Annotated in this window: 22 protein-coding genes and 1 pseudogene; 13 read left to right on the top strand and 10 right to left on the bottom strand. The window is 60.9% G+C overall.

Annotated elements, in window-relative coordinates:
• Window positions 1-97: 97 nt before the first annotated feature.
• The 8 genes and pseudogenes from ACD578_RS23845 (at window position 98) to ACD578_RS23810 (ending at window position 8,051) form a co-directional block, all read left to right on the top strand.
• Window positions 98-1,968, top strand: a pseudogene (locus ACD578_RS23845) (amidohydrolase).
• Window positions 1,969-1,978: 10 nt separating this feature from the next.
• Complete coding sequence (locus ACD578_RS23840) at window positions 1,979-2,404, top strand: DoxX family protein (protein WP_404289112.1); 426 nt, start codon at window positions 1,979-1,981, stop codon at window positions 2,402-2,404.
• The gene (locus ACD578_RS23835) at window positions 2,401-4,059 is read left to right on the top strand and encodes an MFS transporter (RefSeq protein ID WP_404289110.1); all 1,659 of its coding nucleotides are present in this window, start codon (window positions 2,401-2,403) and stop codon (window positions 4,057-4,059) included. The genes ACD578_RS23840 and ACD578_RS23835 overlap by 4 nt, the downstream gene beginning before the upstream one ends.
• Window positions 4,056-4,877, top strand: coding sequence for an alpha/beta fold hydrolase (locus ACD578_RS23830; RefSeq protein ID WP_404289108.1), 822 nt, complete (start codon window positions 4,056-4,058; stop codon window positions 4,875-4,877). The genes ACD578_RS23835 and ACD578_RS23830 overlap by 4 nt, the downstream gene beginning before the upstream one ends.
• A 1-nt stretch (window position 4,878) precedes the next feature.
• Window positions 4,879-5,121, top strand: coding sequence for a DUF1427 family protein (locus ACD578_RS23825; protein ID WP_404289105.1), 243 nt, complete (start codon window positions 4,879-4,881; stop codon window positions 5,119-5,121).
• A 3-nt stretch (window positions 5,122-5,124) separates the two neighbouring features.
• Window positions 5,125-5,289 carry a DUF1427 family protein gene (locus ACD578_RS23820; protein WP_404289103.1) on the top strand — a complete coding sequence of 55 codons (165 nt, stop codon included), beginning with the start codon at window positions 5,125-5,127 and terminating at the stop codon, window positions 5,287-5,289.
• A gap of 203 nt (window positions 5,290-5,492) precedes the next feature.
• Window positions 5,493-6,443 carry an arginase gene (rocF, locus tag ACD578_RS23815; RefSeq protein ID WP_404289101.1) on the top strand — a complete coding sequence of 317 codons (951 nt, stop codon included), beginning with the start codon at window positions 5,493-5,495 and terminating at the stop codon, window positions 6,441-6,443.
• Window positions 6,444-6,689: 246 nt separating this feature from the next.
• Complete coding sequence (locus tag ACD578_RS23810) at window positions 6,690-8,051, top strand: NAD(P)/FAD-dependent oxidoreductase (protein ID WP_404289099.1); 1,362 nt, start codon at window positions 6,690-6,692, stop codon at window positions 8,049-8,051.
• Between the two features lie 78 nt (window positions 8,052-8,129).
• Here ACD578_RS23810 and ACD578_RS23805 read toward each other — a convergent pair whose 3' ends face one another.
• The 5 genes from ACD578_RS23805 to ACD578_RS23785 all read right to left on the bottom strand — a co-directional run bounded on the left by ACD578_RS23805 (window position 8,130) and on the right by ACD578_RS23785 (window position 14,642).
• Window positions 8,130-9,242 carry an NADH:flavin oxidoreductase/NADH oxidase gene (locus ACD578_RS23805; protein WP_404289097.1) on the bottom strand — a complete coding sequence of 371 codons (1,113 nt, stop codon included), beginning with the start codon at window positions 9,240-9,242 and terminating at the stop codon, window positions 8,130-8,132.
• Window positions 9,243-9,979: 737 nt separating this feature from the next.
• A complete protein-coding gene (locus ACD578_RS23800) occupies window positions 9,980-10,369 on the bottom strand; it encodes an HlyD family efflux transporter periplasmic adaptor subunit (RefSeq protein WP_404289095.1) in 390 nt (129 codons plus the stop codon).
• Window positions 10,300-11,328, bottom strand: coding sequence for a biotin/lipoyl-binding protein (locus tag ACD578_RS23795; RefSeq protein ID WP_404289093.1), 1,029 nt, complete (start codon window positions 11,326-11,328; stop codon window positions 10,300-10,302). The genes ACD578_RS23800 and ACD578_RS23795 overlap by 70 nt, the downstream gene beginning before the upstream one ends.
• Window positions 11,328-13,136: a type I secretion system permease/ATPase gene (locus tag ACD578_RS23790; protein WP_404289091.1), complete on the bottom strand. Its 1,809-nt coding sequence runs from the start codon at window positions 13,134-13,136 to the stop codon at window positions 11,328-11,330. Before ACD578_RS23790 ends, ACD578_RS23795 begins: the two co-directional genes overlap by 1 nt.
• Window positions 13,137-13,256: 120 nt before the next feature.
• Window positions 13,257-14,642, bottom strand: a complete 1,386-nt coding sequence (locus ACD578_RS23785) for a hypothetical protein (RefSeq protein WP_404289089.1) — start codon at window positions 14,640-14,642, stop codon at window positions 13,257-13,259.
• Between the two features lie 788 nt (window positions 14,643-15,430).
• On the opposite strand from ACD578_RS23785, the gene ACD578_RS23780 reads away from it, so the two are divergent.
• From ACD578_RS23780 to ACD578_RS23765, 4 genes are all read left to right on the top strand, one after another.
• The gene (locus tag ACD578_RS23780; protein WP_404289087.1) at window positions 15,431-16,225 is read left to right on the top strand and encodes a DNA-binding response regulator; all 795 of its coding nucleotides are present in this window, start codon (window positions 15,431-15,433) and stop codon (window positions 16,223-16,225) included.
• A gap of 198 nt (window positions 16,226-16,423) precedes the next feature.
• Window positions 16,424-17,584: a hypothetical protein gene (locus ACD578_RS23775; protein ID WP_404289085.1), complete on the top strand. Its 1,161-nt coding sequence runs from the start codon at window positions 16,424-16,426 to the stop codon at window positions 17,582-17,584.
• Window positions 17,585-18,024: 440 nt separating this feature from the next.
• Complete coding sequence (locus tag ACD578_RS23770) at window positions 18,025-18,915, top strand: LysR family transcriptional regulator (protein ID WP_404289083.1); 891 nt, start codon at window positions 18,025-18,027, stop codon at window positions 18,913-18,915.
• 95 nt (window positions 18,916-19,010) lie between these two features.
• Entirely contained in the window at window positions 19,011-19,211 is a 201-nt protein-coding gene (locus ACD578_RS23765) for a hypothetical protein (protein ID WP_404289081.1), read from the top strand.
• Between the two features lie 85 nt (window positions 19,212-19,296).
• Here the strand turns inward: ACD578_RS23765 and ACD578_RS23760 are convergent, their stop codons facing one another.
• From ACD578_RS23760 to ACD578_RS23740, 5 genes are all read right to left on the bottom strand, one after another.
• The gene (locus tag ACD578_RS23760; protein WP_152711429.1) at window positions 19,297-19,512 is read right to left on the bottom strand and encodes a hypothetical protein; all 216 of its coding nucleotides are present in this window, start codon (window positions 19,510-19,512) and stop codon (window positions 19,297-19,299) included.
• Window positions 19,513-19,756: 244 nt separating this feature from the next.
• Window positions 19,757-20,521 (bottom strand): LuxR C-terminal-related transcriptional regulator, encoded by a 765-nt coding sequence (locus ACD578_RS23755; protein WP_404289079.1) that lies wholly within the window; start codon window positions 20,519-20,521, stop codon window positions 19,757-19,759.
• 282 nt (window positions 20,522-20,803) lie between these two features.
• A complete protein-coding gene (locus ACD578_RS23750; RefSeq protein ID WP_404289077.1) occupies window positions 20,804-23,110 on the bottom strand; it encodes an EAL domain-containing protein in 2,307 nt (768 codons plus the stop codon).
• 409 nt (window positions 23,111-23,519) lie between these two features.
• A complete protein-coding gene (locus tag ACD578_RS23745; protein WP_404289075.1) occupies window positions 23,520-23,810 on the bottom strand; it encodes a hypothetical protein in 291 nt (96 codons plus the stop codon).
• 297 nt (window positions 23,811-24,107) lie between these two features.
• Window positions 24,108-24,527 carry a DoxX family protein gene (locus ACD578_RS23740; RefSeq protein ID WP_404289073.1) on the bottom strand — a complete coding sequence of 140 codons (420 nt, stop codon included), beginning with the start codon at window positions 24,525-24,527 and terminating at the stop codon, window positions 24,108-24,110.
• Window positions 24,528-24,864: 337 nt separating this feature from the next.
• On the opposite strand from ACD578_RS23740, the gene ACD578_RS23735 reads away from it, so the two are divergent.
• Window positions 24,865-25,662, top strand: a complete 798-nt coding sequence (locus tag ACD578_RS23735) for a DUF1194 domain-containing protein (protein ID WP_404289071.1) — start codon at window positions 24,865-24,867, stop codon at window positions 25,660-25,662.
• Window positions 25,663-25,684: the final 22 nt, after the last annotated feature.

Below are 25,684 nucleotides of genomic sequence, written 5' to 3'. Positions count from 1 at the left end.
GGTTATGTCCATGTCTCATGATCGTCGTACGGTTCTCGCTGGACTTGGCGCATTCGGGGCCGGCTTTGCTCTCCCCAAAAGCTTGGAGGCCCAGACGATGAATACGTCCGCCGACCTGATCCTGTTCAATGGCCGGATCACGACCCTCGATCGTCAGACCCCCGAAGCTTCCGCATTGGCCATCCGGGATGGGCGCTTCGTCACCGTCGGAGACGAGAGGAGGTCATGGCCCTCGCCGGCCCCGAAACACGGCGCGTGGATTTGAAGGGCCGTCGGGTCATTCCCGGGCTGATCGACAGCCACATGCACATCATCCGCGGCGGCCTCAACTACAACATGGAACTGCGCTGGGACGGCGTTCGCTCCCTTGCCGATGCCATGCGGATTCTCAAGGAGCAGGTGGACCGCACACCGGCTCCGCAATGGGTCCGCGTGGTCGGCGGCTTCACGGAACATCAGTTCGCCGAGAAGAGGCTGCCGACGCTCGACGAGATCAACACCGTCGCGCCCGACACGCCCGTCTTCATCCTACATCTCTACGACCGCGCGCTGTTGAATGGCGCTGCACTGCGCGCCGTCGGCTATACGAAGGACACGCCGAACCCTCCTGGAGGTGAGATCCAGCGCGATGCACACGGCAATCCGACAGGCCTGCTGATTGCCAAGCCCAACGCCACGATCCTTTATGCGACCCTCTCCAAGGGCCCGAAGCTCCCGCCTGAATATCAGAAAAACTCTTCGCGCCACTTCATGCGGGAGGTGAACCGGCTCGGAGTGACCGGTGTCATTGATGCTGGTGGCGGATTCCAGAACTATCCGGACGATTACCAGATCATTGAGGAACTGCACCGCGAAGGCCAGCTCACGGTACGTCTCGCCTATAATCTCTTCACCCAGAAGCCAAAGGAAGAGCTGAACGACTTCGACTCCTGGGCGAAGCAGGTCAAGCCAGGCCAGGGCGACGATCTCTACCGCCACAATGGCGCCGGCGAGATGCTGGTCTACTCGGCTGCGGATTTCGAGGACTTCAAGGTCGAGCGGCCTGAGATGCCGCCCTCGATGGAGGCAGACCTCGAGCCCGTCGTTCGGCTGCTTGCCCAGAACCGCTGGCCCTGGCGGCTGCATGCCACCTATAACGAAACCATCACCCGGGCTCTCGACGTGTTCGAGAAAGTGAACAGGGACGTGCCGCTCGAAGGCCTGCACTGGTTCATCGATCACGCCGAGACCATCGACGACCGTAACATCGACCGCATCGCAGCTCTCGGCGGCGGCATCGCGGTCCAGCACCGGATGGCGTTCCAGGGTGAGGACTTCGTCGAGCGCTACGGCAACAAGGCGGCGGAGCGCACGCCGCCGATCAAGCGCATGCTGGAAGCCGGCGTTCCCGTGGGCGCAGGCACTGATGCCACCCGCGTGGCCTCCTACAATCCGTGGGTGTCGCTATCCTGGCTCGTGACGGGAAAGACCCTGGGAGGGCTGACACTTTATCCTTCCGCGAACCGTCTCGATCGGGAAAGCGCTCTGCGCCTGTGGACACAAGCCAACGCCTGGTTCTCCACGGAAGAAGGCAAGAAGGGACAGATCAAAGCTGGTCAGTTGGCAGATCTGGCGGTCTTGTCCGACGATTATTTCTCCATTCCGGAAGACGCGATCCAGGACATCACCTCGGTTCTCACGCTGCTCGGCGGCAGACCGGTTCATGGGGATGCCGAGTTCAAGGATCTCGCGCCGTCGCTACCCCCGCCGATGCCGGATTGGGCGCCTGTTCGCGCCTTCGGGGGCTATCAGCAGCGCCGCGCCGGTCTTGAAGGAGATCGCAAATATGCTTTCGCGGCGGCCTGCGGCTGCGCCAACAACTGCGGGGTGCATGGCCATTCCCATGCCGGCGCTTGGGGCTCCAATCCGCCCACCTCGGACTCGCGCTCCTTCTGGGGCGCTCTCGGCTGCTCCTGCTGGGCTTTCTGAGGAACGCGCCATGATCGATATCGCCGCTCCCCGACCGATCACCCGGATGTTGGCCCTACCCGGGTTCGACTATCTGGCGCGCCTTGCTCTTGCATCCCCGTTCCTGATCAGCGGCGTCGTGAAACTCACCGATTTCGCTGGAGCTGTGAACGAAATCACGGGCCTCGGCCTCGAGCCCGCCGCATTGATGGCAGCCCTCGTCATTGGCGCGCAACTCGGCGGGTCCATTCTGTTCCTCACCCGTCGCGCCTGCTGGTTCGGCGCAGGCGTCCTGGCAGTGTTCACACTCCTGGCAACCCTCCTGGCTCACCCTTTCTGGGCCTTCGAGGGACCTGATCGCGGTCGCCAGACTGCGACGTTCTTCGAGCATGTCGCCATCATGGGAGGTCTTGCTCTGGCAGCATTGCTCGCCAATGGCCGGGGCGTTCGGTCATGACGGAATCCTCGACCCGAATCACCGGTGCGTCGGCGTCTCCGCCCCCCGGCACCTTTGCTCCTCTCCGTCACCGCCTCTTTGCGGTAATCTGGACGGCGACGGTCCTCGGCAACATCGGCACCTTCATGCGGGACGTGTCATCTGCCTGGCTCGTGACGGGAATCTCCGCCTCGCCCGCCTCCGTCGCCATGATTCAGGTGGCCGGGACGCTGCCATTTTTCCTTCTGGCCATTCCGGCCGGTGTCCTGTCCGACATCCTTGACCGGCGCCGCCTTCTCATCGTTCTCCAGATTGTTCTCGGAAGCGTAAGCTCCCTGCTCGCCATTCTGGCCTGGACGGGCGCGGTCTCGGTCGAAAGCCTCGTCGTCCTCACCTTCCTCGGCGGCGTGGGCGCTGCTTTGGCGACGCCGGCCTGGCAGGCCATCACGCCGGAACTCGTTCCCCGATCCGACCTGAAAGGCGCCGTGGCGCTCAATTCGCTCGGCATCAACATTGCGCGGTCCATCGGGCCCGCCCTGGGTGGATTTCTGCTCGCTTTTGCGGGAGCCGCTGCCGTTTACGGTCTCGACGTCCTCACCTATGTCCTCGTCGCAGGCGCTCTGCTGTGGTGGCGACGCGAAGCGGACGCGGATGACGGTCTGCGGGAGAATTTCGGCGGGGCGCTGCGCGCCGGATTGCGCTACGCCCGGGCGAGCAGGGATCTCCACCGCATCCTGTGGCGGGCCGTACTGTTCTTCGCCTTCGCCAGCGCCGTCTGGGCGCTTCTGCCCATCGTGGCGCGACAGGAGATTGGCGGGGGACCGGGCTTCTATGGCCTGTTGCTCGGCAGCGTCGGGGCAGGCGCCATCGCAGGAGCCATCCTGCTGCCGCGGACCCGCGCCCGGCTCGGACAGGATCGGCTGGTGCTCGCCGCAACACTCGTGACCGCCGGCTCGACGGCCCTTCTCGCCCTGACGAATTCCGAGATCGTCGCGATCATTGCGACCTTCGTGCTCGGGACCTCCTGGATCGCCATGCTCACCACGCTCAACAGCACCATGCAGGCGATCCTGCCGAACTGGATTCGGGGCCGGGGTCTCGCGATCTATCTCACCGCCTTCAATGGCGCGATGGCGGCAGGCAGCCTGGGCTGGGGCTTCCTGGCGCAAGAGATCGGCACGGATGCCACTCTGATCGCTGCTGGTCTCAGTCTTGTCGTGGTTGCCGTACTGGCTCACCGCGCTCCTCTGCCGACCGGCGACGGCGATCTGACGCCGTCGCTGCACTGGCCTGAACCGGCCATGGCCGAACCCATCTCGCATGACAGGGGGCCGGTGATGGTCATGGTGACCTACCGCATCCTGCCGGCAGATCGCGCCGCCTTCCTCGCGGCTCTCGAGCGGCTCTCGGAGGAGCGCTGGCGTGACGGCGCCTCTTCGTGGGGCATTTCCGAGGATGCCGCCGATCCCGAACGCATCGTCGAGTGGTTCTTCGTCGAATCCTGGGCCGAACATCTACGTCAGCACAAGCGGATCTCGAAGGCCGACGCGGATATCCAGGCCGAGGCCCGGCGATTTCACCAGGGCACGGACCCTCCCCTGGTTCAGCACTTCCTGGCGGTCGACAAGCCGCGACGGCAGCAACTTCAAAACAAGCAGAAGGAGAGCACATCATGAGCACTATCACGACGAAGGATGGCACCAGGATCTTTTACAAGGACTGGGGAACCGGGCAGCCGATTCTGTTCTCGCACGGCTGGCCACTCATGGCTGATGCCTGGGACGGCCAGATGCTTTTCTTCGGCCAGCAGGGCTATCGCGTCGTCGCGCATGACCGCCGCAGCCATGGCCGCTCGGACCAGACCTGGGACGGCAACCACATGGATCAGTATGCCGATGACTTGGCCGAACTGATTGAGAAGCTCGATCTCAGAAGCATCATCATGATCGGTCACTCCACTGGTGGCGGCGAGGTAGCGCATTACATCGGCCGCCACGGCTCCGATCGGGTCGCGAAGGTCGTTCTCGTCGGTGCAGTGCCGCCCCTGATGCTGAAGACCGAAGCCAATCCCGAAGGCACGCCGATCGAGGTCTTCGACGGTATCCGCAAGAACACCGGCGGCGACCGCTCGCAGTTCTTCAAGGATCTCACCATTCCGTTCTATGGCTTTAATCGGGATGGCGCGAAGGTCAATGAAGGCTTGCGTGAATCCTTCTGGCTTCAGGGCATGATGGGCGGCATCAAGGGTGAATATGACTGCGTCCGTGAATTCTCGGAGGTCGACTACACCGCGGACCTGAAGAAGATCGACAAGCCGACGCTCGTGATCCATGGCGATGACGACCAGATCGTCCCGATCAAGGCGTCGGCGGAAAAGACCGCGAAGATCGTTAAGGGAGCCCAGCTCAAGATCTATCCGGGCGGCCCCCACGGCTTGGCGCAGACCGAAGCGGACAAGTTCAACGCCGACGTTCTCGCATTCATCAAAGGCTAGAATGAAGGTCTTGCTTGGATTGCTCCTTGCGCTCGGTGTCGGAATCGTGTGCGGTCTTGCTGGGCTGCCTCTTCCGGCACCTTTGGCTCTCACGGGAGCAGCCCTCGTTCTGACCATGTCGGCCGGCTATGAGATCGTGGATCGCCTCGCGTCCCACCGCGAGGCATCCCAGCGGGGAAACTGTGGTGGGCCCGATGGCCACACAGGGGCTGCGCGTATTGTGCAGAAACGGCAGTCGGGGTGATCCATGCTTGAACTTCTTGCCGGACTCCTGATGGCCTTTGCCATCGGAGCCTTCTGCCGCTGGTTCGACATCCCATCTCCTGCCCCGCCCAAGCTTGTCGGGGCCCTGTTGGTGGTTGCCATGACCATCGGCTTCCTGCTCACAAAACGGCTCATCGGAGTTCGGTGAGCACTGAGCTTTGGTTCTTCCTGGGCTCGACACGCCCCATCATTGAGCAATCAATGCAAGAAGACGCCTGCGCACGCCATCCGTGAATCGCACGATAATTCGGGCTTATCGATGCGATCCGCCGGCAGAATCCTTTTGTCAAACTTTACTGTTCCACTCACTATGGCTGCGTGTCGGCATGGCAGAGCCTGAGGGAGAACAGAATGACATCGAAGCCGTGTATCGTTCTGGGCGTGCCAGTTCAGGAGGGCGCGGGCCGCCTTGGCTGCGATATGGGGCCGAGCGCCTTTCGTACCGCCGGCCTGCTCACCGAACTGCAAAACCTCGGCTATGTTGTGGAGGACCGAGGCAACATCGTGCCTAAGCCGCTCCGGGATTTGCAGCATCCGAACACTGCCATCAAGGCTCTATCGGAAACCGTCGCCTGGACCGAGGCTATCGCCGAAGCGGCCTATCAGGCTAGCGGCGACGGTATGCCGATTTTCATCGGCGGTGACCACAGCCTCTCGGCCGGCTCGATGACCGGACTTGCCCGCCGTGCGGCGGAAGAAGACCGTGAGTTCTTCGTTCTATGGCTCGACTCACATCCGGATTTCCATACCCTTGGCACGACCACGAGCGGCAACCTGCATGGCGTGCCGATGGCCTACGCAACAGGCCTTGACGGGTTCGCAGGTTACTTCCCCACTCTTGCCGCTCCGATCAAGCCACAGAACGTCTGCATGATGGGCATCCGCAGTGTCGATCCCGCAGAGCGCTCTGCGCTGCAAAGTGCGGGCGTGACGGTTCACGACATGCGGTCCATCGACGAAAACGGCGTTGTCTCGCTTCTCGATGCCTTCTTGCAGCGTGTCGCAGCGGCAGATGGTATTCTCCATGTGAGTCTTGACGTAGACTTCCTGGATCCTGTGATAGCGCCTGGCGTCGGCACCACCGTTCCTGGCGGCGCGACCTTCCGCGAGGCGCATCTCGTCATGGAAATCCTTCACGACAGCGATCTCGTGGGCAGCCTCGATCTGGTCGAACTCAACCCGTTTCTCGACGAGCGCGGCCGCACGGCCCTGCTCATGGTCGATCTTGTCGCAAGCCTCATGGGACGGCGGGTGCTGGATCGTCCGACCCAGAGCTACCGTTATACCCCCAAGATCGGGTGAACCTATCAAAGCCTCCTTGGCATAGTGCCAAGGATACCTGGACGATGTCTGAAGGTGCCAGATCCTGTTTTGGCCAATCCTGGCCCAATTTACGGACTGGCTTTGCACCAGGAGGATTTCTGGACAGACGAGGCTAAACGCAATAAAATTGCATTTAATGCGGAACATCAGGGCCGCTGCACCCATTGGGCTCATGGGATGTGCTGATACGCATGCAATTCCTACACAAAATAAGCGAGGCCCATTATGACCGCTGAGAGACCAAAGGTCGTGATTGTCGGGGCGGGGTTCGGCGGGCTGACGGCGGCCCAGTCCCTGGCGTGGGCTCCTGTCGATGTGACGATCATCGACCGGCACAACTACCACTACTTTCAACCACTGCTCTATCAGGTCGCCACGGCGGCCTTGTCACCGGCTGACATCGCTTGGCCGATCCGCGGCATCCTCAGGCGGCAGACGAATGCGACGGTGCTTCTGGCCAATGTCACCGGCATCGATGCCGACGTGCGCATCGTCCACGCGGGAACGGTGGCTGTCCCGTATGATTATCTCGTCCTCGCGACAGGCGCCACACACTCCTATTTCGGACATCCGGAATGGGCTCCCATTGCTCCGGGACTGAAGCAGATCGAAGACGCGACGGCCATCCGCCGAAAGATCCTTCTCGCTTTCGAGCACGCCGAGTTGACCGACGATTATGCCGAACAACGCCGTCTGCTTACCTTCGTGGTCGTGGGCGGCGGCCCGACCGGCGTCGAAATGGCCGGAGCCATAGCTGAAGTGGCCCACCATGCATTGCCGTCAGAGTTCCGGCGGATCGACACGCATGCCGCTAGAGTGATCCTGATCGAGGCGGGACCTCGCCTGCTGCCAACCTTCCCGGAGGATCTTTCGGCATATGCCCATGAGGCGCTGGAGAGGATGGGCGTGGAGGTCAGGACCCAAGCCCGGGTCACTAACTGCGATCAGGACGGGGTCAGTCTGGAGGAGACTCGGATCGAGGCTGGCACGGTCATATGGGCCGCAGGTGTAGTGGCCTCTCCGGCCGCCGAGTGGCTCGGCGTGGACCACGACCGTGCCGGGCGGGTCACGGTCGAGCCCAATCTGACGGTTCCGGGCAGGCCCGAGATCTTCGTGATCGGCGACACCGCGTCAGCGGCCGACGCGGCTGGAAGGACGGTGCCCGGAATTGCTCCGGCAGCCAAGCAGATGGGCCGCTATGTGGCCCACGTGATTGCCTCGAGAGTCGAAAACGGGACATCGCCCGGACCGTTCCGGTATCGCCACCAGGGCGACCTTGCCACGATCGGGCGCAAGGCTGCCGTGGTGAAGCTCAATTCCATTCATCTCACGGGCTTCATTGGGTGGCTGTTCTGGGGCATTGCGCACGTCTACTTCCTGATCGGCCTGCGGAACCGCGCCGTCGTGGCGTTCAGCTGGCTGTGGAACTACCTGACCTATCAGCGAGGAGCGCGCCTTATCGTCGATAGTCCCGACAATCAGAAGATGGCTCGGGATGAGAAGGTGCGGCCCTTGCCCTCGGCAGTCGCGGTGAGCCCTAGCTCCAGTCAGGATCAGGCGCGATCCGGCAGGGCAGACTGGCGATAGATCCGCTGCAGAATTGATCTCGCTAGTGTCGCTTTGACGACCAGAACTAACGTCTGTCCCCATTCGCCTTGGCAACGATCAGTCATCTGCCCGAACCTTGAAGAGATCCGGGTATTGCCGTGGTTGGGAGCGAAGATACTGGTTCGGTGCCTTGACGGCAGCGCCGAAATGGGCCGCTGCGTGCCAGGGCCAATGAGGATCGTAGAGGATCGCGCGGGCAAGAGCGATCAGATCGGCGTCACCCGTGACGAGGATGGATTCCGCCTGCACATAATCCGTAATGAGACCCACAGCGATGACGGGCATTCCGACTGATCGCAAGGAGCGGGCGAGCGGCACCTGATAACTTGGCCCCACCGGAATCTTCTGCGCTGGTGTCAGCCCGCCGCTCGAAACGTGAATCGCGCTGCACCCTCGTGCCTTGAGAGCTTTTGCGAATTCCACGGTCTCGTCGATGGTCCAACCACCTGCGGCCCAGTCCGTGCCCGACACGCGCACCGTTACCGGTCGCTCGGTCGGAAACGCGGCCCGAACGGCATCGAACACCTCAAGCGGAAAGCGCATCCGGTTTTCCAACGAACCGCCATAGCTGTCATCACGCTGGTTGGACAATGGTGAGAGAAACTGATGGAGCAGGTAGCCGTGAGCCACATGGATCTGAACGGCGCCGAGGCCAAGCCTTGCGGCACGTCTCGCCGCGTCGGCAAAGGCATTCCGCACCCGCGCGAGCCCCTCCTGATCGAGCGCCATTGGAGGCACCTCGCCAGCCTCGTGGGGGATCGCTGAAGGTGCTTCCGTCTGCCAGCCATTGACGTGATCGGGCGAAACTTGTTTGCCGCCTTTCCAGGGCACCTCCGTGGAGGCCTTGCGTCCGGCATGGCTCAGTTGGATCGCGATCGGCATATCGGACCAGCGACGGATGCCCTCCAGAACGCGTCGCATGGCTGCCTCGCATTCGTCGGTATAGAGACCCACATCCGCATAGGTGATCCTGCCTTCCGGCGAAACTGCCGTCGCCTCGATGGTCAGGAGCGCCGCGCCCGAGAGCGCAAGCTGGCCCAGGTGGATCATGTGCCAGTCGTTCATGCAGCCATTCTCGGCCGAGTACTGGCACATGGGTGCTATGACGATCCGGTTGGCGAGTTCGAGATCTCCAATCCGGAACGGTGTGAAGAGTTTGGCGTGTGACATCAACTGCCTCTTCGGTGAGGATGATTATATCTTCGTGCGGGCTCGTGGCTCTCAAACGCTCTTCAGGCTGAAAAGGTCTGACCCAGCGTGGCCCTGAATTGATGGTTGAGGGAAGCGCAAACCGTGTCTGTCAACCGTATAGCCATTTTGCTGACCCGAGCCATTGGAACCATCATGTAAATATTTTCTCAGTGCGTTGGAGAATCATCCTAGCACTCACCGACTGCATCTGCATTCCCGTGATCTTTGATAACAGCGTGGCCGATCACCTTGCGGCGGCTGGTTTCCGACCGGAGCTCGGCGCATGAGCGGCGTCTGATCCGCTCCGAGCTTGAAACCCAGCTCGCCCATACGATGCTCGTAAACGAGGTTTACCAAGGCGACCGGGTGACCACTCGCTGTGACAGCTATGGAACAGCTAGCAGCAGAAGGTGGGGCTGGAACCGCAGCCTGAGACCCAAGGTGCAGAGCAGACTCGCAGCGAAGCGGCGGGCGACCATCACAACGCAGTCGAGGTGAAGCGAGACGCCGAGCGCGGAACCAGCAACGAAGGACGCTCGGCTGCTGAGTAAGGCACGAAGCCATCTCATCCGAAACAGCGGCGGTTCATCATGCGGGAGAGTCCGGCCGCTGAACGCCTCTTGTTCACAGCCCGTTGCTTCGTGGAGGCGCCTGTTTGCAGCAGATAGGATCCTGAGCGCCGAGAGATCCTCGCGGGTACATCGTGCCTATGAGGTTTAATCCTCGCGGAAGGCACGGTTGAAGCTGTCCATCACCGGCCGCAGCAGGTAGCCGGCTGCGGTGAACTTCCCGGTCTTGATCAGGACCTCGACCGGCATGCCGGCCATCACCTCGACCCCGGGTAGCGAAGACAGCGAATCCTCGTTGAGACGGATACGCGCCGTATAGTATGAGCGCTCGCTGGCCTTGTCTGTCATGCGATCGGCCGATACATAGGTGAGCGTGCCCACGACCGGCGCAACACGGCGGTGCTTGAAGGGCATGAGTCGCACCTGGGCCGGCAATCCGGGATGGACGACATCGATGTCGTCGGGTCTCACCTGAGCGGTGACGATGAGGCGGTCGTGCTTCGGCACGAGGTCAAGCAATGGCTGGCCTTCCGCCACGACGCCGCCGGGTGTCCGGATCCGGAGATCGGTGACGACACCGTCCTCAGGCGCACGCACCTGAGTGCGGGCGAGAACATCCGCAGCAGCCTCGGAGCGTTCGGAGAGTTGGAAGACGAGCGCCTGGACCTCACGGAGGCTCTGAGCGATCTCAGCCTCCCGATCGCTGCGCAGCTTGAGGATCTGGGCATGGGCTTCGCCCACCCCTGCTCGGCGCGCGCCATCTCTTCCTGCGCTTGACCTTGCCGTCCGTCGATCTCGGCCTGCTCTCGTTCGAGCGCCAGCTTGCGCGGCTGGGCAATGACGCCCCTGGCGACGAGCGGAGCGATGGCTTCCATCTCTCTCTTGATGATCTCTGCGCGCTTCTTGGCGGCATCAACCTGATAGCGTAGCCCGAACATCTGGCGCGAAATCTGCTGCTGCCGCTGCACCAGTACCGCGAACTGCGACTGGTAAAGCTGGCGACGGCTGTTGAAGATGCGCTCCTGACCGGCCAGCATCTCGGCGAGCGCGGGGTCCTTTCCTGCCGTCTGGCGCAAGGGGAGCGGGAACAGGATGGTGTCATGTCCGTCGCGTTCGGCCAGCAGCCGCGCCTCGCGGGCCTGCGCCTCGCGCAGCTGGCCCTGAAGCGCCTGCGCGGTCGCCTTGGCCCTGGTGTCATCGAGCTGGATCAGCGGCTGGCCGCCCCTCACGGCGTCGCCGTCCTTTACCAGGATCTTGGCAATGATGCCGCCTTCCAGATGCTGCACCGTCTTGCGGCTCGTCTCAGCCTCGATCGAGCCTAACGCGATGGCGGCGCTTTCCAGCGGTGCGGTGACCGACCAGATTCCAAAGCCGCCGATGAACACGGCCACGAGCCCGAAGGCGATCGCCGTCAGCCACCGGATCCGCTTGAATGGTGTGAGCGGCGGCGGCGGCAGAACATCGGACAGGTCGATGACAGGAGATGTCCTGGCCATCACGCAGCTCCCTTGTCGGCCTGCTGGCTCGGCGCGGCGATCATCGGCCCGTCATTGACCTTCGGCATACGTGCTTCCGGTTTCGACTTCGCCTGCTGTACGACTCTGATCGCGGTGCGCCCCTGCGCAATCCGCTCGGCGATCTCGCGGCGCTCGCCATAGGCGTTGACCATGCCGTTGTCGAGCACGAGTACGCTGTCGGCGACCGACAGGATCCCGAGACGCTGAGCGATGACGATGATCGTCGCACCGCGGGACTTCATCTCGTCGATGGCCCGACGCAGCGCTTCCTCGCCCTCGGGATCGAGGCTGGCATTCGGCTCGTCGAGAATGATCAGACGCGGATCGCCGAAGAACGCGCGTGCGAGCCCCAGCTTCTGGCGTTGGCCGCCGGAGAGCCGCGCCCCGCCTTCGCCGATATGGGTGTCATAGCCCCTGGGCAGCCGCATGACGGTATCGTGGAGATCCACGAGCTGGGCGGCTGCGATCACCTCCGAGGAGCTCGCCTCGGACAGGCGGGAGATGTTCTCCGCGACGGTACCCGCGAAGAGCTCTACATCCTGCGGCAGGTAACCGAAGTAACGATGGCCGCCAGAGGCCATCCACACACCGACATCGGCCCCGTCGAGGCGCACATGCCCCGTGGTCGGCGGCACGGTTCCGGCGATCAGGCGACCAAGTGTCGACTTGCCGGCTCCGGAGGGTCCGACGACGCCGAGCACCTTGCCGGCGCAGACCATCATCGAGAGGCGGCGCACGATGGGTTCAATCGATCCGGGCGGCACATAGGTGAGTTGCTCCACTTCGAGGAGGCCGCTCGGCGCAGGCAGTTCCATGCCTTTTACGGGCGGCGGTGCCGCCTGCATGATGCGCCGAATGCGGTCATAAGCGAGCCGCACGTTGGTGACGGCCTTCCAGGTGCCGATCGCGCCCTCGACGGGCCCAAGCGAGCGTCCGAGCAGGATTGATGCGGCGAAGATCGCAGCCGGGCTGACATCGTGCCGGATTACCAGGAACGAGGCGGCCGCCATCACCAGCACCTGTGCGAGAAAACGAACGAAGCGGGCCGAGGCCTGAATCGCCGAGGCGCGCGCTCCCGCCGACAGCTGAGCCGCCTTGGCGTGTGCCTGCTCGTCGGACAGGATGCGTGCCACGCCGGGCAGCATGCCCATGGCGGTGATCGCTTCCACGTTGCGCATCAGCGACTCGAAGCGGTGCTGGCTCTCAGAGGAGGCTGCAGCGGCGCGGGCGAAGGGAGCGCGCGTCACCGTCTCGTTGAGCCAAGCGAAGCCGAACAGGATAAGGGAGGCCACGATGCCAATCGCACCCAGAAGCGGATGAACCATGGTCATGGCGAGCAGGAAGATGGGCGTCCACGGCAGGTCGAAGAGGGCCGTGCAGGCGGAACCGCCGAAGAACTGGCGCAGGGTGCCAAGGTCGCGCCATGCCTGCGCTGCTCCAGCAGGGTCGGCCCGCAGCGCCGCCTGCACGGCAGCGGTGAGCACGGGAGCCTGCAGGCGCTCTTCGAGCCAAGCTCCGACGCGGGCGAGCATTTCGCGCCGCAGGGCCTCGATGACCGCATGGAGCGCGAGCGCAAAGATGACGATGAGGGTCAGCATGAAGAGCGTGTCGAGGCTCTGGCTCGACAGCACGTGATCGTAAACCTGCAGTAGGTAGAGCGGCATGGTCAGGGCGAGCAGATTGACGAAGAAGCTCAAGCCCGCGACCAGGGCCAGCGAGTAACGACAGAGCCGGAAGGCGTGCTCCACCTCGGTCTGGTGGCGAACCTTCATCCAGTTCATAGCCATACACAGTCTCCGGACGCGTCAGTCGGGATTGGGCGGGCGCTCGCGCTGCTGGAGCAGATTACGCGAGCGCCGATCCGGGGCCGCAGGAGTGTCACGGTCCCGGATTGCCGTTTCCGGCGCTTAGACTCCGAAGCTGAAGTCGAAGTCACCGAAGTCGAAGGTGAACGCAAGGCTGGCGTCCTGCGTGGCATCCATCGTCTGGTCTAGATCGACTGTTACGGCCTGGTCCTGCGTGGACGTAGCGTCAGAGTCGTTGTCCTGGGTGAACGCGAAGTCTCCGATGTCCTGATCGGAGGCCGCAGTCCCGCCGCCACCCTGGTTCACGCTGGCTCCGGCATTGCCGCCAGCCGTCGAGTCGATGTCTGACATGGCGTCGTTGTCGCTCTGCGCTCCGGCATTGCCGCCGGCTGTGCCGCCGTTGGCGCCGGCATTGCCGCCGGACGCATAACCGCCGACCGTGTTGCCGCCGGACGTATCACCGCCCGTGGCGGCACCGGAGGCAGAGTCGCCGCCGGCGGTATCGCCTGCCGCCGCTGTGCCAGCGCCGCCGTCGCCGCCCGTGCCGTCGCCGCCGGTAGCAGCGCCGGATGTTGCCGCACCGCTGGTGCCGGCGCCACCGGTGGAATCACCGCTTGTGCCGGCGCCACCTGAGCCAGCGCCGCCGGTGCCTGCGCCTGAAGTGCCGTCGCCGCTGGCGCTTGTGCCATCGCCACCCGCGCCACCATAACCGCCGGTGCCGTCACCGCCAGTGCCATCGCCACCAGTGCCATCGCCGCCTGTTCCGGCTCCGCCCGTTCCGTCGGTTCCATCACCGCCTGTACCGGAACCACCCGAAGCGTAGCCTCCGTAGGCATAACCGCCGGTTCCAGCACCACCGGCTCCGCCAGCCCCGCCGGTTGCCGCCGAATCACCGGTTGCAACATCGCCCGAGGACCCGTCACCACCAGGACCATTACCACCCGATCCGTCTCCAGTGGTCGCGGAGCCACCAAAGCCGCTACCAGTGCTTGCGTCACCGGAATAGTTGGGGCCGCTCGTGCCGTCGCCGCCAGTCGCGCCGCCTCCGGCGCCACCAGTACCTTCCGCAATGCTTCCCAACGTGTCGCCAGAGGTGGAATCGCCGCTGTAGGTCCAGCCGCCAACGGTGTCGCCGCCTGTGGCGGCCCCACCGGTCGGATCGCCTGCAGTCGCGGTGCCGCCGTCAGCACTGTTGTTGGTGGAGGCTGTCGAGTCTCCGCTGGTGGTCACAGCCGAGTCGACATCCGAGTCGTTGTCCGTGCTGACATCCGTGTCAGCGGTATTGTTGGCGCTGGCATCGTTGTAGGCCAGCTGCACCGGGGTATAGTCGACCGCGCCGTAATTGTCGTTGTCCTGGTCGATGGTCGAGGACTGACTGGTGTTCGTGTCGGTGTTCTGCCTCTGCAATTGATCCAGGGTGTTGTTCAACTCGACATCCAAATCGAAATCGAACCCGAATCCACTCAGCAGTTCTGATAGGTCTGCCATTCTCGCGCTCCTCACGTGGTTGCAGCCGCCTCGTGGAGTCTCGGGGCGGTTTGGCAGAGCTTCCCGCATGCATGGCGAGAGAGAAAGTTGCCGATTTGCATGCCGCAGAATGGGTGAGGAGAGTGCTCGGGTCACCCGTTCGGGCGATGAGCACGCATCTGCAGATGTTGGATTGCCTACGGATCAGCCGAACTGGTGAGCTTATTGATGCGGTAATCCTTCGGGGCTATACGCGCCACGGGTCCTCTAACCTGATGATCGGTATCGGGAATTCTCGTTATCTCGGCATTCTCACGACCAGAGAATGGGACTTACCCCGAAGTAGTCTCGCATCTTATGGCGCTCGGTTGATCCGTGTGAATGTTGATGCGGTTAGAGGATGGGAAGGCTTCCTTTCTCATCACGCACGGAAGCCGACTGTGACAATTGACCTATTCAGAGTGCCTTTGAAGTTCTCTGAGATGGTGCGTCGGGAGCAATAGTCCCTGCGAGAACTTCAAGGCAGGCTTGAGTTGAAGCCAAGCTTGGCAGTTTGTTTGTTAGAAATCGGCATGAAAAACGGTTAAAATAAGCGTTTATCTATTGTAGAATAGCCTTTGCGTATCGTTTGCGTTTAGGCGTTAAACGCCAAGTTACGTTGTATGCCTGATCAATGGCGGGATAGCCCTGATATTAGTGCTTGCCCGGCCTTGGTGTCCGATCGTCGCGTGAGATCAGTCTCTGTAGGAAACGCAAAAATTCTTGGGAACCCATTCAACGAGATCCGCCTCACATGAAGGAGGGTTGTGATGCATTTTTCGTATGCGACACCCGATGGTGACCCGAATGGTATGAGTCCGGAGGCTCTCGTCATCATCGATGACGAACCATTCTCGCAGGAATGCCTCGTCCACGCGATAGGCAGCGCATTCCCTCGCATGCCGGTTATAGGATTTTCAACGGTCGGTGAATTCTCCCACGCCGAGGAGACACCGGTTGGGCTCGTGCTGTTGAGGGTTCAGTCGCATTCACCCTCGGGAGGTCAACTGACGAATGAAACCAGAGGCATCCTCCAGTACCACCCCGATGTTCCGATCGTCATCCTCTCCATGTGCATGAAAACCAAGGATGTGCAGGAAGCGATCGCCATGGGCGTACGCGGCATCATCCCGATGTCCACCTCATTCAAGGTGGCAGTCGCTGCTCTGCAGCTCGTGATGGTGGGCGGCACCTATTTTCCGCGTTTCGTGAATGGAGATTTGCCATTCGCCAACGGGACCAAGGATGCGCGCGACTTGGTTCCGGAAGAGCATCAACCTCTTGTTCTGCCCCATACCAGTCAACAACCCTATTTCGCGATCGTGGAGCAAACCGGAGACATGCTGAAGACAGAGACAAACGGCGCGACAGTCATCTTTACAGCACGGGAAATGGATGTGCTGGAAGCGCTCCAGAAAGGATGGTCCAACAAGTGGATCGCCCATTCCCTTAACATTTCCGAGAACACCATCAAAGTGCATATCCAGCGCATCATGCGCAAGCTGCACGCCACAAACAGAACGGAAGCGGTCTTCCGGCATCGTCAGCTCAACGGCTTGAGTTAGGGATCGTAACCCATTCAGGTGTCGTCCGTTGGGACTAGATCGGATTATATCGACGTCGTGACGGGTCGCCGGCATCACCCGCCGGATACGCCATGCTTGGCTGAGGCACATCGATACCGCCTGAATGGGTAACTGGCGCATCGGCGACTCCGCGCTCTACATTGTCTTGTCCATAACGGCCGCGCGAGGTCGACGCCGATGCTGTCACCCGACAGGGGAACACGCAACCTGCTCCCGCTCCTGATCGAAAAGCAGGATGAAATCGTTCAGGCGGCCGACGATGGCGGCCAGGTTCGCCGGATCTCGGATCCCGGGCTATCGACCTCCCCTTCCTCCAATCCCACTATCGACCCTGCGGGGCCTCACGTGGGGCCGATCCATCAGGACACCGGTTCATCACCTCAAGAGAGCGCAGCCCCGGCGGCACAGTACCCGGCGGCATATGCCTCCTCGTCCTCAGTCGATCTGAATCGGGCGGATGCGATTCGCGGCGATCATTCAGCCATGAAGGTCGATGACAGCGGGTCGGGCACATTCTCAGCGCATGCATCTCCCTCAGGGGCTGCCTATGGGACGGGACTCATCCCCAACGGCGTCTCGCCTCACCCGACAGATGGCGGTTTCACGAGCGAAGATCGGGAGCACCCTGGACACGCCCTGGAGGAGAGGGGCGCAGACACTCCGATGTCGAACCCAGCGGCAACCGGGGCTCCGCTGGAGACGGCCACGCCGACGGGGACACCGGCCCCAGCCGGGATCCCCATTGCGATTCCGGACAGCGACGACATCCATATCGTCCAGACCGCCTTCGTGGATCAGGACGCGGAAGTGCTTCTCAACGGCTGGATGGGCGAAAGCAAGATCCGCGTCTTCATGGACAACGATGCCGACATGGTTCAGGACGCCAACGTTGAGCTCGACATCGACGGCAACAATCGCATGTTCCTGCGTCTCGACCAATCGATGACGATCGACCAGGACACCGAGATCGACCTCGATATCTATGAGGTCGAGGGAGTCCTCTATGTCGACCTCTATCTCAAGAACGAGGTCGATATTGCACAAGATACCGAACTCGATCTGATGATGGACGGCTGGAATGGCAAGAGCCAATTCTTCGTTAACAACGATCTCGATGTCCGTCAGCACGTCGATATCGACGTGGATATCGAGGACGAGCTCGAGGAGAAGTTCGCGATCAAGGTGGCGATCGGCGTGAAGCAGGCTATCGATGCCGACCAGGATGCGGATATCGACGTCAGCTACGCCGATGGTGGTTTCGGCGTCGATGTCGATGCCGTCCAAACAGCGACGATCGACCAGGACACGACGCTCAGGATCGACTTTTCAGTTGTCTAGCGCATCGTGCGGAACAGTAGATCCCATTTTTTCGCCGACACGAACCTTCGGTTCGCCCGGACGATGCGCTGACAGGTGGTGCGGCGTCCCATGCCGATCATTGACTCAAGCTGGAATGGCGGGAAACAGGCGTCCGTATCACAGGAGTGGCCCCGCGGCGGCGGGTCGTTGGCACCAAACTGATCGGGCACACCCTTCCCTACGAGATTGATGCAAAGACCGAGCCCGAGTTCACGCCGGCGGCCTACGGCGCATGATCGAGTTCCCGCTCTCCGCTCTCACGGGGTCCATCCAGCCATCGGCCCGTCTGGGTGAGGACGATCGAGCCGACGAACCCCTCCCTCGCTCTTGAAGATAAGGCTTGACCTGACCGGTCGCCGTGTTCTCCATTTGGCCGTCGAAGGCTGCCGAGCGCCCTTCATCATGCCTGAGGATCTGCATTGGACTGGGACAAGATCAGACTGTTCTACGAAGTCGTCAACGCCGGGAACTTCACCCGTGCCGGCGAGAAGCTTGGGGTCAACCAGTCATCCATCAGCCGGCAGATCAGCGCCCTTGAGCATGAATTGAAGGTTCCGCTCTTCCACCGGCATCCCCGCGGCCTCGTCCTGACGGAGCATGGCGACGTGCTTTTCCGGTCCGCCCAGGATATCCGCCTTCGTCTGGAGGAGACGCGTCAGCGCCTCACCGAGACCAGCGAGCGCCCTTCCGGCGATCTCAGGGTCACGGCGACTGTCGGAATCGGCGGCATATGGCTTGCCCGGCGCATCACGGAATTTCTCGATCTCTATCCTGAGGTGCGCATCCAACTCATCCTCACCAACGATGAACTGGACCTCGCGATGCGGGAGGCGGACATCGCCATCCGCTTACGCCTGCCGGCTCAACCCGATCTGATCCAGCGCCGCCTCTTCACCATCCAGTACCACGCTTATGCTGCCCATACCTATATCGAGCGCTTCGGGGAGCCGGAGAGCATCGACGATCTCGATCATCATTCCATCGTCAGCCTGGGAGGGGATCAGCCTTCCTTCATCCTCGGGTTGCATCGCCTGACGAACCTGGGGCGCAATCCCAAGGACCCTCGTCCCAGCCGTTTTGTGGTCAATGACAGCCTGGCGCTCCGGCAGGCCATCGAGAACGGGGCCGGGATCGGCATGGCTCCCGATTACGCGATGAGCAATAATCCACGGGTCAAGCAGGTTCTGCGCGACGAGCAGATGCCGACCCTCGACAGTTATCTCGTTTATCCCGAAGAGATGCGCTCCGTGGCGCGCGTCCAGGTCTTCCGTGAATTCCTCGTCTCCAAGGCGCAGCGCTGGGATTTTTGAATGCCCCTCGAAGCTGCAGCGAGGTCTCAACCTCATTTTCTCCACGATTCCCAGGCTAGTAGAACGTTTCCTCAAGCCCTCAGGGGATCACCCCGATGTCACGGTCCGTTCTTGCTGTTTTAGCCATTGCACTCGGCCTCCCCTTTCTGATCCTCCTGGCTCTCGTCTCTTCGGCTTCAGGTGTCAGCACGAGTGTGTTCACGCATGCGCTCGGCCTCGTGATCATGTCTGTGTTCCTGATGCTGGTCGTCTTTGAGATCAAGCGGGTCGCGGATCTGCCGCCGGATGCGCATTGAAATCCGGCATTGCTTTCAAGCGAGCTTGAGGATCGAACGTCGGAACGCGATCCTCAAGTCTCCTAACTCCGATAGAAGAGGTGGTCTAAGCTGCGGCCCGTGACCGTTCCGGATGCTCCTCAGCCGTCGCTCTCTCTAGAGCCATCAGCAGAACTCCGATGTCGTCGTGAAGCAGATTGATAGCATTGCGCGCGTATTCGCGAAATTCTTGCTTGATGAATTCAGCCTCGCCATCCCACAGGCAATCTTCATACTCGGCATCGTAAAATGCACGAGCAACCAGCTCTACTTGATAATCCATGTATGCCCCGCTGCACCGTTCAGGTGGTTTGTTATCGCTTTGAACCTGAGGCGCAAATACGCATTTACATCGTCAGTCAACTGATCCGCCATCAGGACAAGGTCAGGCTTACAGCCGGATTCGACTGATCCGCAACTCGCCACACGGACTACCCCCTAAGGGGTAGATCGCGTATCGGCGCTCTAAGCCGAGGGGATGACTCGCGGAATTCAGCCAAAAAGGATCATGAGGCTGGCAACTATTCTCATTCGCCCGGAACCAGGGAGGCAGCATTATCCTGTGAAAAGCTGAGATGGCCGGTCGCCCACATGGCCGCCTGGGTTCTGTTGGAGGCCTTCACCTTCCGCAGGATGGCTTTGATATGTACTTTCACCGTGGCCTCCGCCACGCCGAGCTCCCGTGCGATCACCTTATTCGAAGCTCCCTGGGTAAGGCAACGGAGGATCTGGGCTTCCCGATCTGACAGCTTGTTCAGAAGCATCGCAGGATCGTTGGCCGGCGCAAAGGCAAAGCCGTTGTCGGGATGAGCCCGGCCTTTCCGGATCAGATCGAGAAGCATGAGCCCTATCGAGGCGGGAATATAAGTTTCGCCAAGGATCACGATCTCGAGGGCTTTGACCAAAGCATGCCGACCCATACTCGTCGGGCAGAACCCGTCCATGCCTGCGCGGCAGAGCTGCATGGCAGTTTCAGGTTCCATTGCATCGGCCAGAACAACCACCCGGGCGGATGGGTACTGCGCCTTCAGCTGTTCGACTGCCGCGGCGTATTCGTCCGTCGGCCGGCTCTCGCAGATGATGAAGAGCATGGGCACATTGTCGGTGAATGCGGGCAGGCTCGCCAGATCGTCACAAGACTCTTTCGTAAGAATGAAGCGCGTTCCGGAGAGGATATGGCTGATGCCAGTGCGAAGGAGGAGATTCTGACAGATCAGAACCGTGGTGACATTCTGGTATGGGTCCTGAGCAATGGGAAGAATCTGCTCCTTATAGACAACATCGTGTCTCATGACTGCTGTGCCCCCTGATAGCTTTCAGCGATGTACGGTGCAGGATCGTGACGCCATTCGCATGTGACGTGAGGCGGGATAGCCTTGGTCGAAAGGTGTCGGATCCAGGAAGCTGATCCGCGATAGGATCAGGCTTGGCGACAACAATCGGTACAGGCATTAGTTCCTCGATACCATGGCCCCGAAAGGGGTAACTCTCCGCCCATCGGATTTTCGGAACGGAGTAGCAGGCTCGTTTGTACAACCGAATAGTAAGCTTCATCGTTGCCAGGATGCGACGGATCAGCTGGCTTCGAAAACCGGTGAACCGCCAGCGTAACATTGGATCTCTTTTGAGGATGACTGCATCAGCAATCGCGTGATCTGTTCCTGCGAGAGCGCCTTCGAGAACAGATAGCCCTGCATCTCGTTGCAACCTGCCGTTTGAAGGAAATTCATTTGAATCTCCGTCTCGACGCCTTCGGCCGTCACGGTCAGAGACATGGCATGCCCGAGCGATACGATCGCCTTGATGACAGCAGCAGCCTTGGTTCCCTGACCCAGACTCTGGGTGAATGAGCGATTGATCTTGATCTTGTCGACCTCGAACCGGTGAAGGTAGCCCAGGCTCGAATAGCCCGTGCCGAAATCATCCAAGGCAATGCGGAGCCCGGCGTTTCGTAAAGCACGGAGCGCATCGGCCGTCCCGCACTCTTCATCCAGAAGAACGCTTTCGGTCACCTCAAGCTCGATCTTGTAAGGATCCGCTCCGCATTCACGGACGATGGAGATCACGTGATTGGCAAAGTCGCTGGCTCTGAACTGAATCGGGGAAAGATTGACGGAAACGAACAGATCCGGCCAGCGCTGTGAGGCGAGGCAGGCCTGACGCAGAACCCACTCGCCCAGCTGGACGATCAAGCCGGTTTGCTCAGCAACCGGGATGAATTGGCTTGGTGGGATGTATCCGCGCGTCGGGTGCCGCCAGCGAGCAAGAGCTTCGACGCCGACGATGGAGTTATCGCCCATCGCAATCTGCGGCTGATAGGCGACTTCGAGCCCCTCGCCGGTTGTAAGCGCAATGCGAAGCTCCTCTTCGATGATCCTGCGCAGATTGACGGTCTCATCCATTTCCGGCGTGAAGACCCGATAGCAATTCCGCCCTTCGGACTTGGCGCGATAAAGGGCAATATCGGCTTTTCTCAGAAGCTCACTTCTATCCATTCCGGCTTCAGGAGCAAGCACGAGGCCGATGCTGGTCCCTACAAAGACCTGACTGCCCATGACGTCGTATGGCTCATGAACCATGGCGAGGATCCGGTCGCAAAGCGCTTCAGGCCCCTCCATTCCTGCCGTGCAGACCTGAACGATGGCAAATTCATCTCCACCCAAACGGGTGATGGTGTCCTGGCCTCCGATGAGCTTGGACAGACGAACCGAGAAATCGCGGATGAGGCTGTCACCGGCAGGGTGTCCGAGTGTGTCGTTGACATGCTTGAAGCGGTCGAGATCGAGCATCATCACGGTGATCCGCTCGCCGCCCTGCCTGCGCGCAATGGCGTGATTGAGCCGGTCCTCGAACAGAGCCCGGTTCGGCAGTCCGGTCAGCACGTCATGGAAGGCCAGATGATGGGCCTGAGCCTCGCTCGCCTTCAGCTCGAGAACGGTTCTTTCCAATGTGGACATGGATTGCTTAAGACGCCGCACCAATGCGACGAGCAGAAGGAGGATGATGGCGGCGGCAATGGCGGTCGTCGGCCCGACATCCCTGAGAAGATGATCTCCCGGCAATTCCGGATTCCAGATGAAATAGCCGATGAGATCGCCCACGTCTGACCTGATCGGCACCGATATCTCACCTGATTTTGGATTGTCGACGACTGCGAAGCGCAGCCCCTCGATCAAATTCCGTTCTGAGATCTGCCTGATGAAGTTTCCGTCGAGATACCGAATGCCGACTAGGAGAAATTCCCTGTCATGAGGGTACGGCACAGCGTCCGACTCGGGGATGATCTTCATGACGCTCACAGCCGCTGGCCGGCCGAGCAGCTCCAGCAGATGTGCATCATAAACGGCTCTTCCCGTTATCAGGTATGGTGCCTGGGCGTTCTCCGCAGCGTGGTCTTTGTGCAGCGAATTCGGTGCCCCACGAATGCCCGCGACAAGGCCGCTGATACTGCTCCGGATACGTTCGAATTCATGGTTCGAGACGCGCGTCGCATCGATCACAGCGTTGATCGGCTCATTGCGGTCGTTCAGGATATAGACTTCTTCCTGACCGAATGTTCGGCTGAGCCAAACCCCAATATTGGCATCGATCCATTTGAGATCCATCGGGCTTTTGTTGAGCTCGATGATCGCGTCATCCCAGATGGCAACCATTTCCTGCTGTTGAGCGAGCTCCTGAACGACGGCCCGGATGCTACGGTCCGTCATGCGAAGCTGGCGCTCGGCGGAGACATCGTTGCTCTTGTGGACGGCCCAGAGGATCGAAGCCGCTCCGAGAGACAGGGTTGCCATGGCGACGAGCAGAACAGGCAGAACGACGCTGCGGACGAAAGGCAAATCCGCACGATGAATGGAAAGAATTGAAATAATAGTCTTCAACACGTCGACACCGGAGCGATTCCCGGCGTTGGTTAGACCAAAAAGGCCAACGGCAGGATCGCATTGAAGGATTTCTGAGAATCGGAAACCGCCGGATTTGCACCGACCTGACAGGATGGCATCATGCCTTTGAGTTGCGCAATTCGCGGCCAACAACTCAACCTGCCACAGGTATCATGCTGAGAATGCAAATTCCAACAGTTGCGCCACAAAGTCAATGAACTGGATATGGGGCCCGGATGCTTCGCATCTTACAGTTAATGAACTTTCTCACGTACAGCGCATCCGCAACAGGAAGGATGTTAATCAGAAATTACTCAAATCAACCAATCGCGACATCGCGAACGGTCGGCCGGGCACTGCTTTACACGCCAGGTAACGTATATCTCTTTCTTCGGAGCACCTTAAAATTTCATTCCGGCTGCGCATGGTCTTCCAGAGCTTGAATGAGCTCCATGCATTTCTCGGCGACAATGGCCGGCACCTTCGGATCACCATGGTAGTGACGCATGGCCACAGCGTTCGCCTGCTCGAACAGGTCCGTCAGGTTTCCGGAGATGAAGGGACGGGAGCTTGGGAACTCGAAAGACTTGGGCTCGGAGCGGGATTTTAATTTCGCAGGACTCTTCGGCTCGAACAGCGTCAGCACTTTGCACCGGTCGGCGATTTTCTTGAGATCCTTGAACGCGATGATCTCGGCCATGTCCTACTCCTACGCAACAAACGAGCCCTGCTTTATCCTCTTCTGAAGCGGAGGTCATGGGCCCGCCTGAAAAACGAACGGTTCTTGAAAACCGTTCCAAAGAATAGTCGCTGGGAGCGGGAATGTGACCCGCCTCTTTCGAGTTAGGCGGGTCTTGTGGAGTACGACCGCCCTAAGCATATGGCTCCGAAGACCGGCGCCCACATAAGCCCTCATCCTGAGGAGCGAGCTTGCTCGCGTCTCGAAGGATCAGGGCCCTCCGGCATCGCGCGTTGCCGTCGATGTCGAAGCTCAGGATCAGCGCTCCCAGGAATGACGTGGCCCTGTCGGCTGTCTCGCACCGTCGATGCTCCATGCGCCCGGGCCCGTAAAGACGAACAGCAGGAACACGAAACAATACAGGATGGCCGCATCGCCGCCATTGAGCGCCGGGTATGGGCTCTGGGGAGCATGAAACATCCAATAGGCCACCGCCATCTCGCCGGCGAGAAGGAAGGCGACGGGCCGGGTAAACCACCCGATCAGGAGCAGAAAGCCTCCGACGAGTTCGAGGATAGCGCCGCTTCCGAAGAGCGAGAAGAGTGGCGGCATTCCACCCTCCGGAGGAGCCGGAAAGCCGAACAGCTTCTGCGTTCCGTGTTCCATAAAGATCAGCGCCGTGACGATCCTCAGGACGGCCAAGGCGTAGGGCGACCAACGGTCGAGAGCAGTGGACATGCGAATAAGGACCTCCTGCCTGTGGTCTGCATCCTAAGGCGAGCTCAAGTCTCTGTCGCCCCGGGGTTCATAACGCAGATGAGAAAGACGAACATCGCTCTCATGCCCGAAGTTCCTCCTCCCGGCTCCGGGTAGACCCGTCAATGATACCCTATTGCGTGTGCTTCACGTGAAATTGAGGCCTCCGGTTCCGCCCTTGAGACGATCTAACCTTGCCCGACGGGAGATTCATGTCAGCTTCTCCAGAGCGCCGTTCGGGGCGAACCGAAGGTTCGCGTCCGCGAAAAGCCGGAGCCACCTTTTAAGCACGATACGCTAGAGGAGAATGGAGGTCGGGATGGGTGTAAGGCGTCTCAGCATAGTCGCGGCTCTCATGGCAGCATCGCTCTGGCTGCCTGTCCACGACGCGAGAGCGGAAACGGAAGTGGACGTTGCGCTCGTCTTGGCGGTGGATGTCTCGCGCTCCATGGATCCGGACGAGCAGGAACTCCAGCGCCAGGGCTTCATCGACGCCTTCCGCTCACACCACGTGCATGATGCCATCCGCAACGGCATGCTGGGCCGGATCATCGTCACTTATTTCGAATGGTCCGGGGTTGATTATCAGAACGTCATCATTCCTTGGACCATCATCGACGGCTCGGAGGCCGCGATGAAATTCGCGGACGGCTTGCACGACAATCCGATCGGTCGCCTGCGGCGTACATCGATCTCGGGTGCGATCGACTTCGGCGTGAAGCTTTTGGAACGGACCGGCGTCGAGCCTATCCGGCGCGTGATCGACATTTCAGGCGATGGGCCCAACAGCAGCGGACGGGGCGTAGTTGCGGCCCGCGACGAGGCCATTGCGAAGGGCATCACCATCAACGGTCTTCCCATCATGCTCAAGCGCCCGAGCGGCTTTGGCGATATGGAGAACCTCGACCTCTATTACAAAGGCTGCGTCATCGGCGGAGAAGGTGCATTTCTCGTTCCGGTGCGCGAGCGTCAGCAATTTGCCGACGCCATTCGCACGAAGATCATCCGTGAGATTGCCGCACTCCCCGCGAAGTCGCTGATCCAGAAGCTTCAGGCGGATGCGCCCGTCAACTGCCTGGAAGGGGATCGCGGGATGTATCGCTGGGACCGCAACTGACGCGGTCCGCATCCCAGGCGAC

It is taken from the genome of Microvirga sp. RSM25 (assembly GCF_044784385.1).
In the GTDB taxonomy this organism is placed as follows: domain Bacteria; phylum Pseudomonadota; class Alphaproteobacteria; order Rhizobiales; family Beijerinckiaceae; genus Microvirga; species Microvirga tunisiensis.
This window is presented reverse-complemented; position numbering and strand designations above follow the sequence as displayed.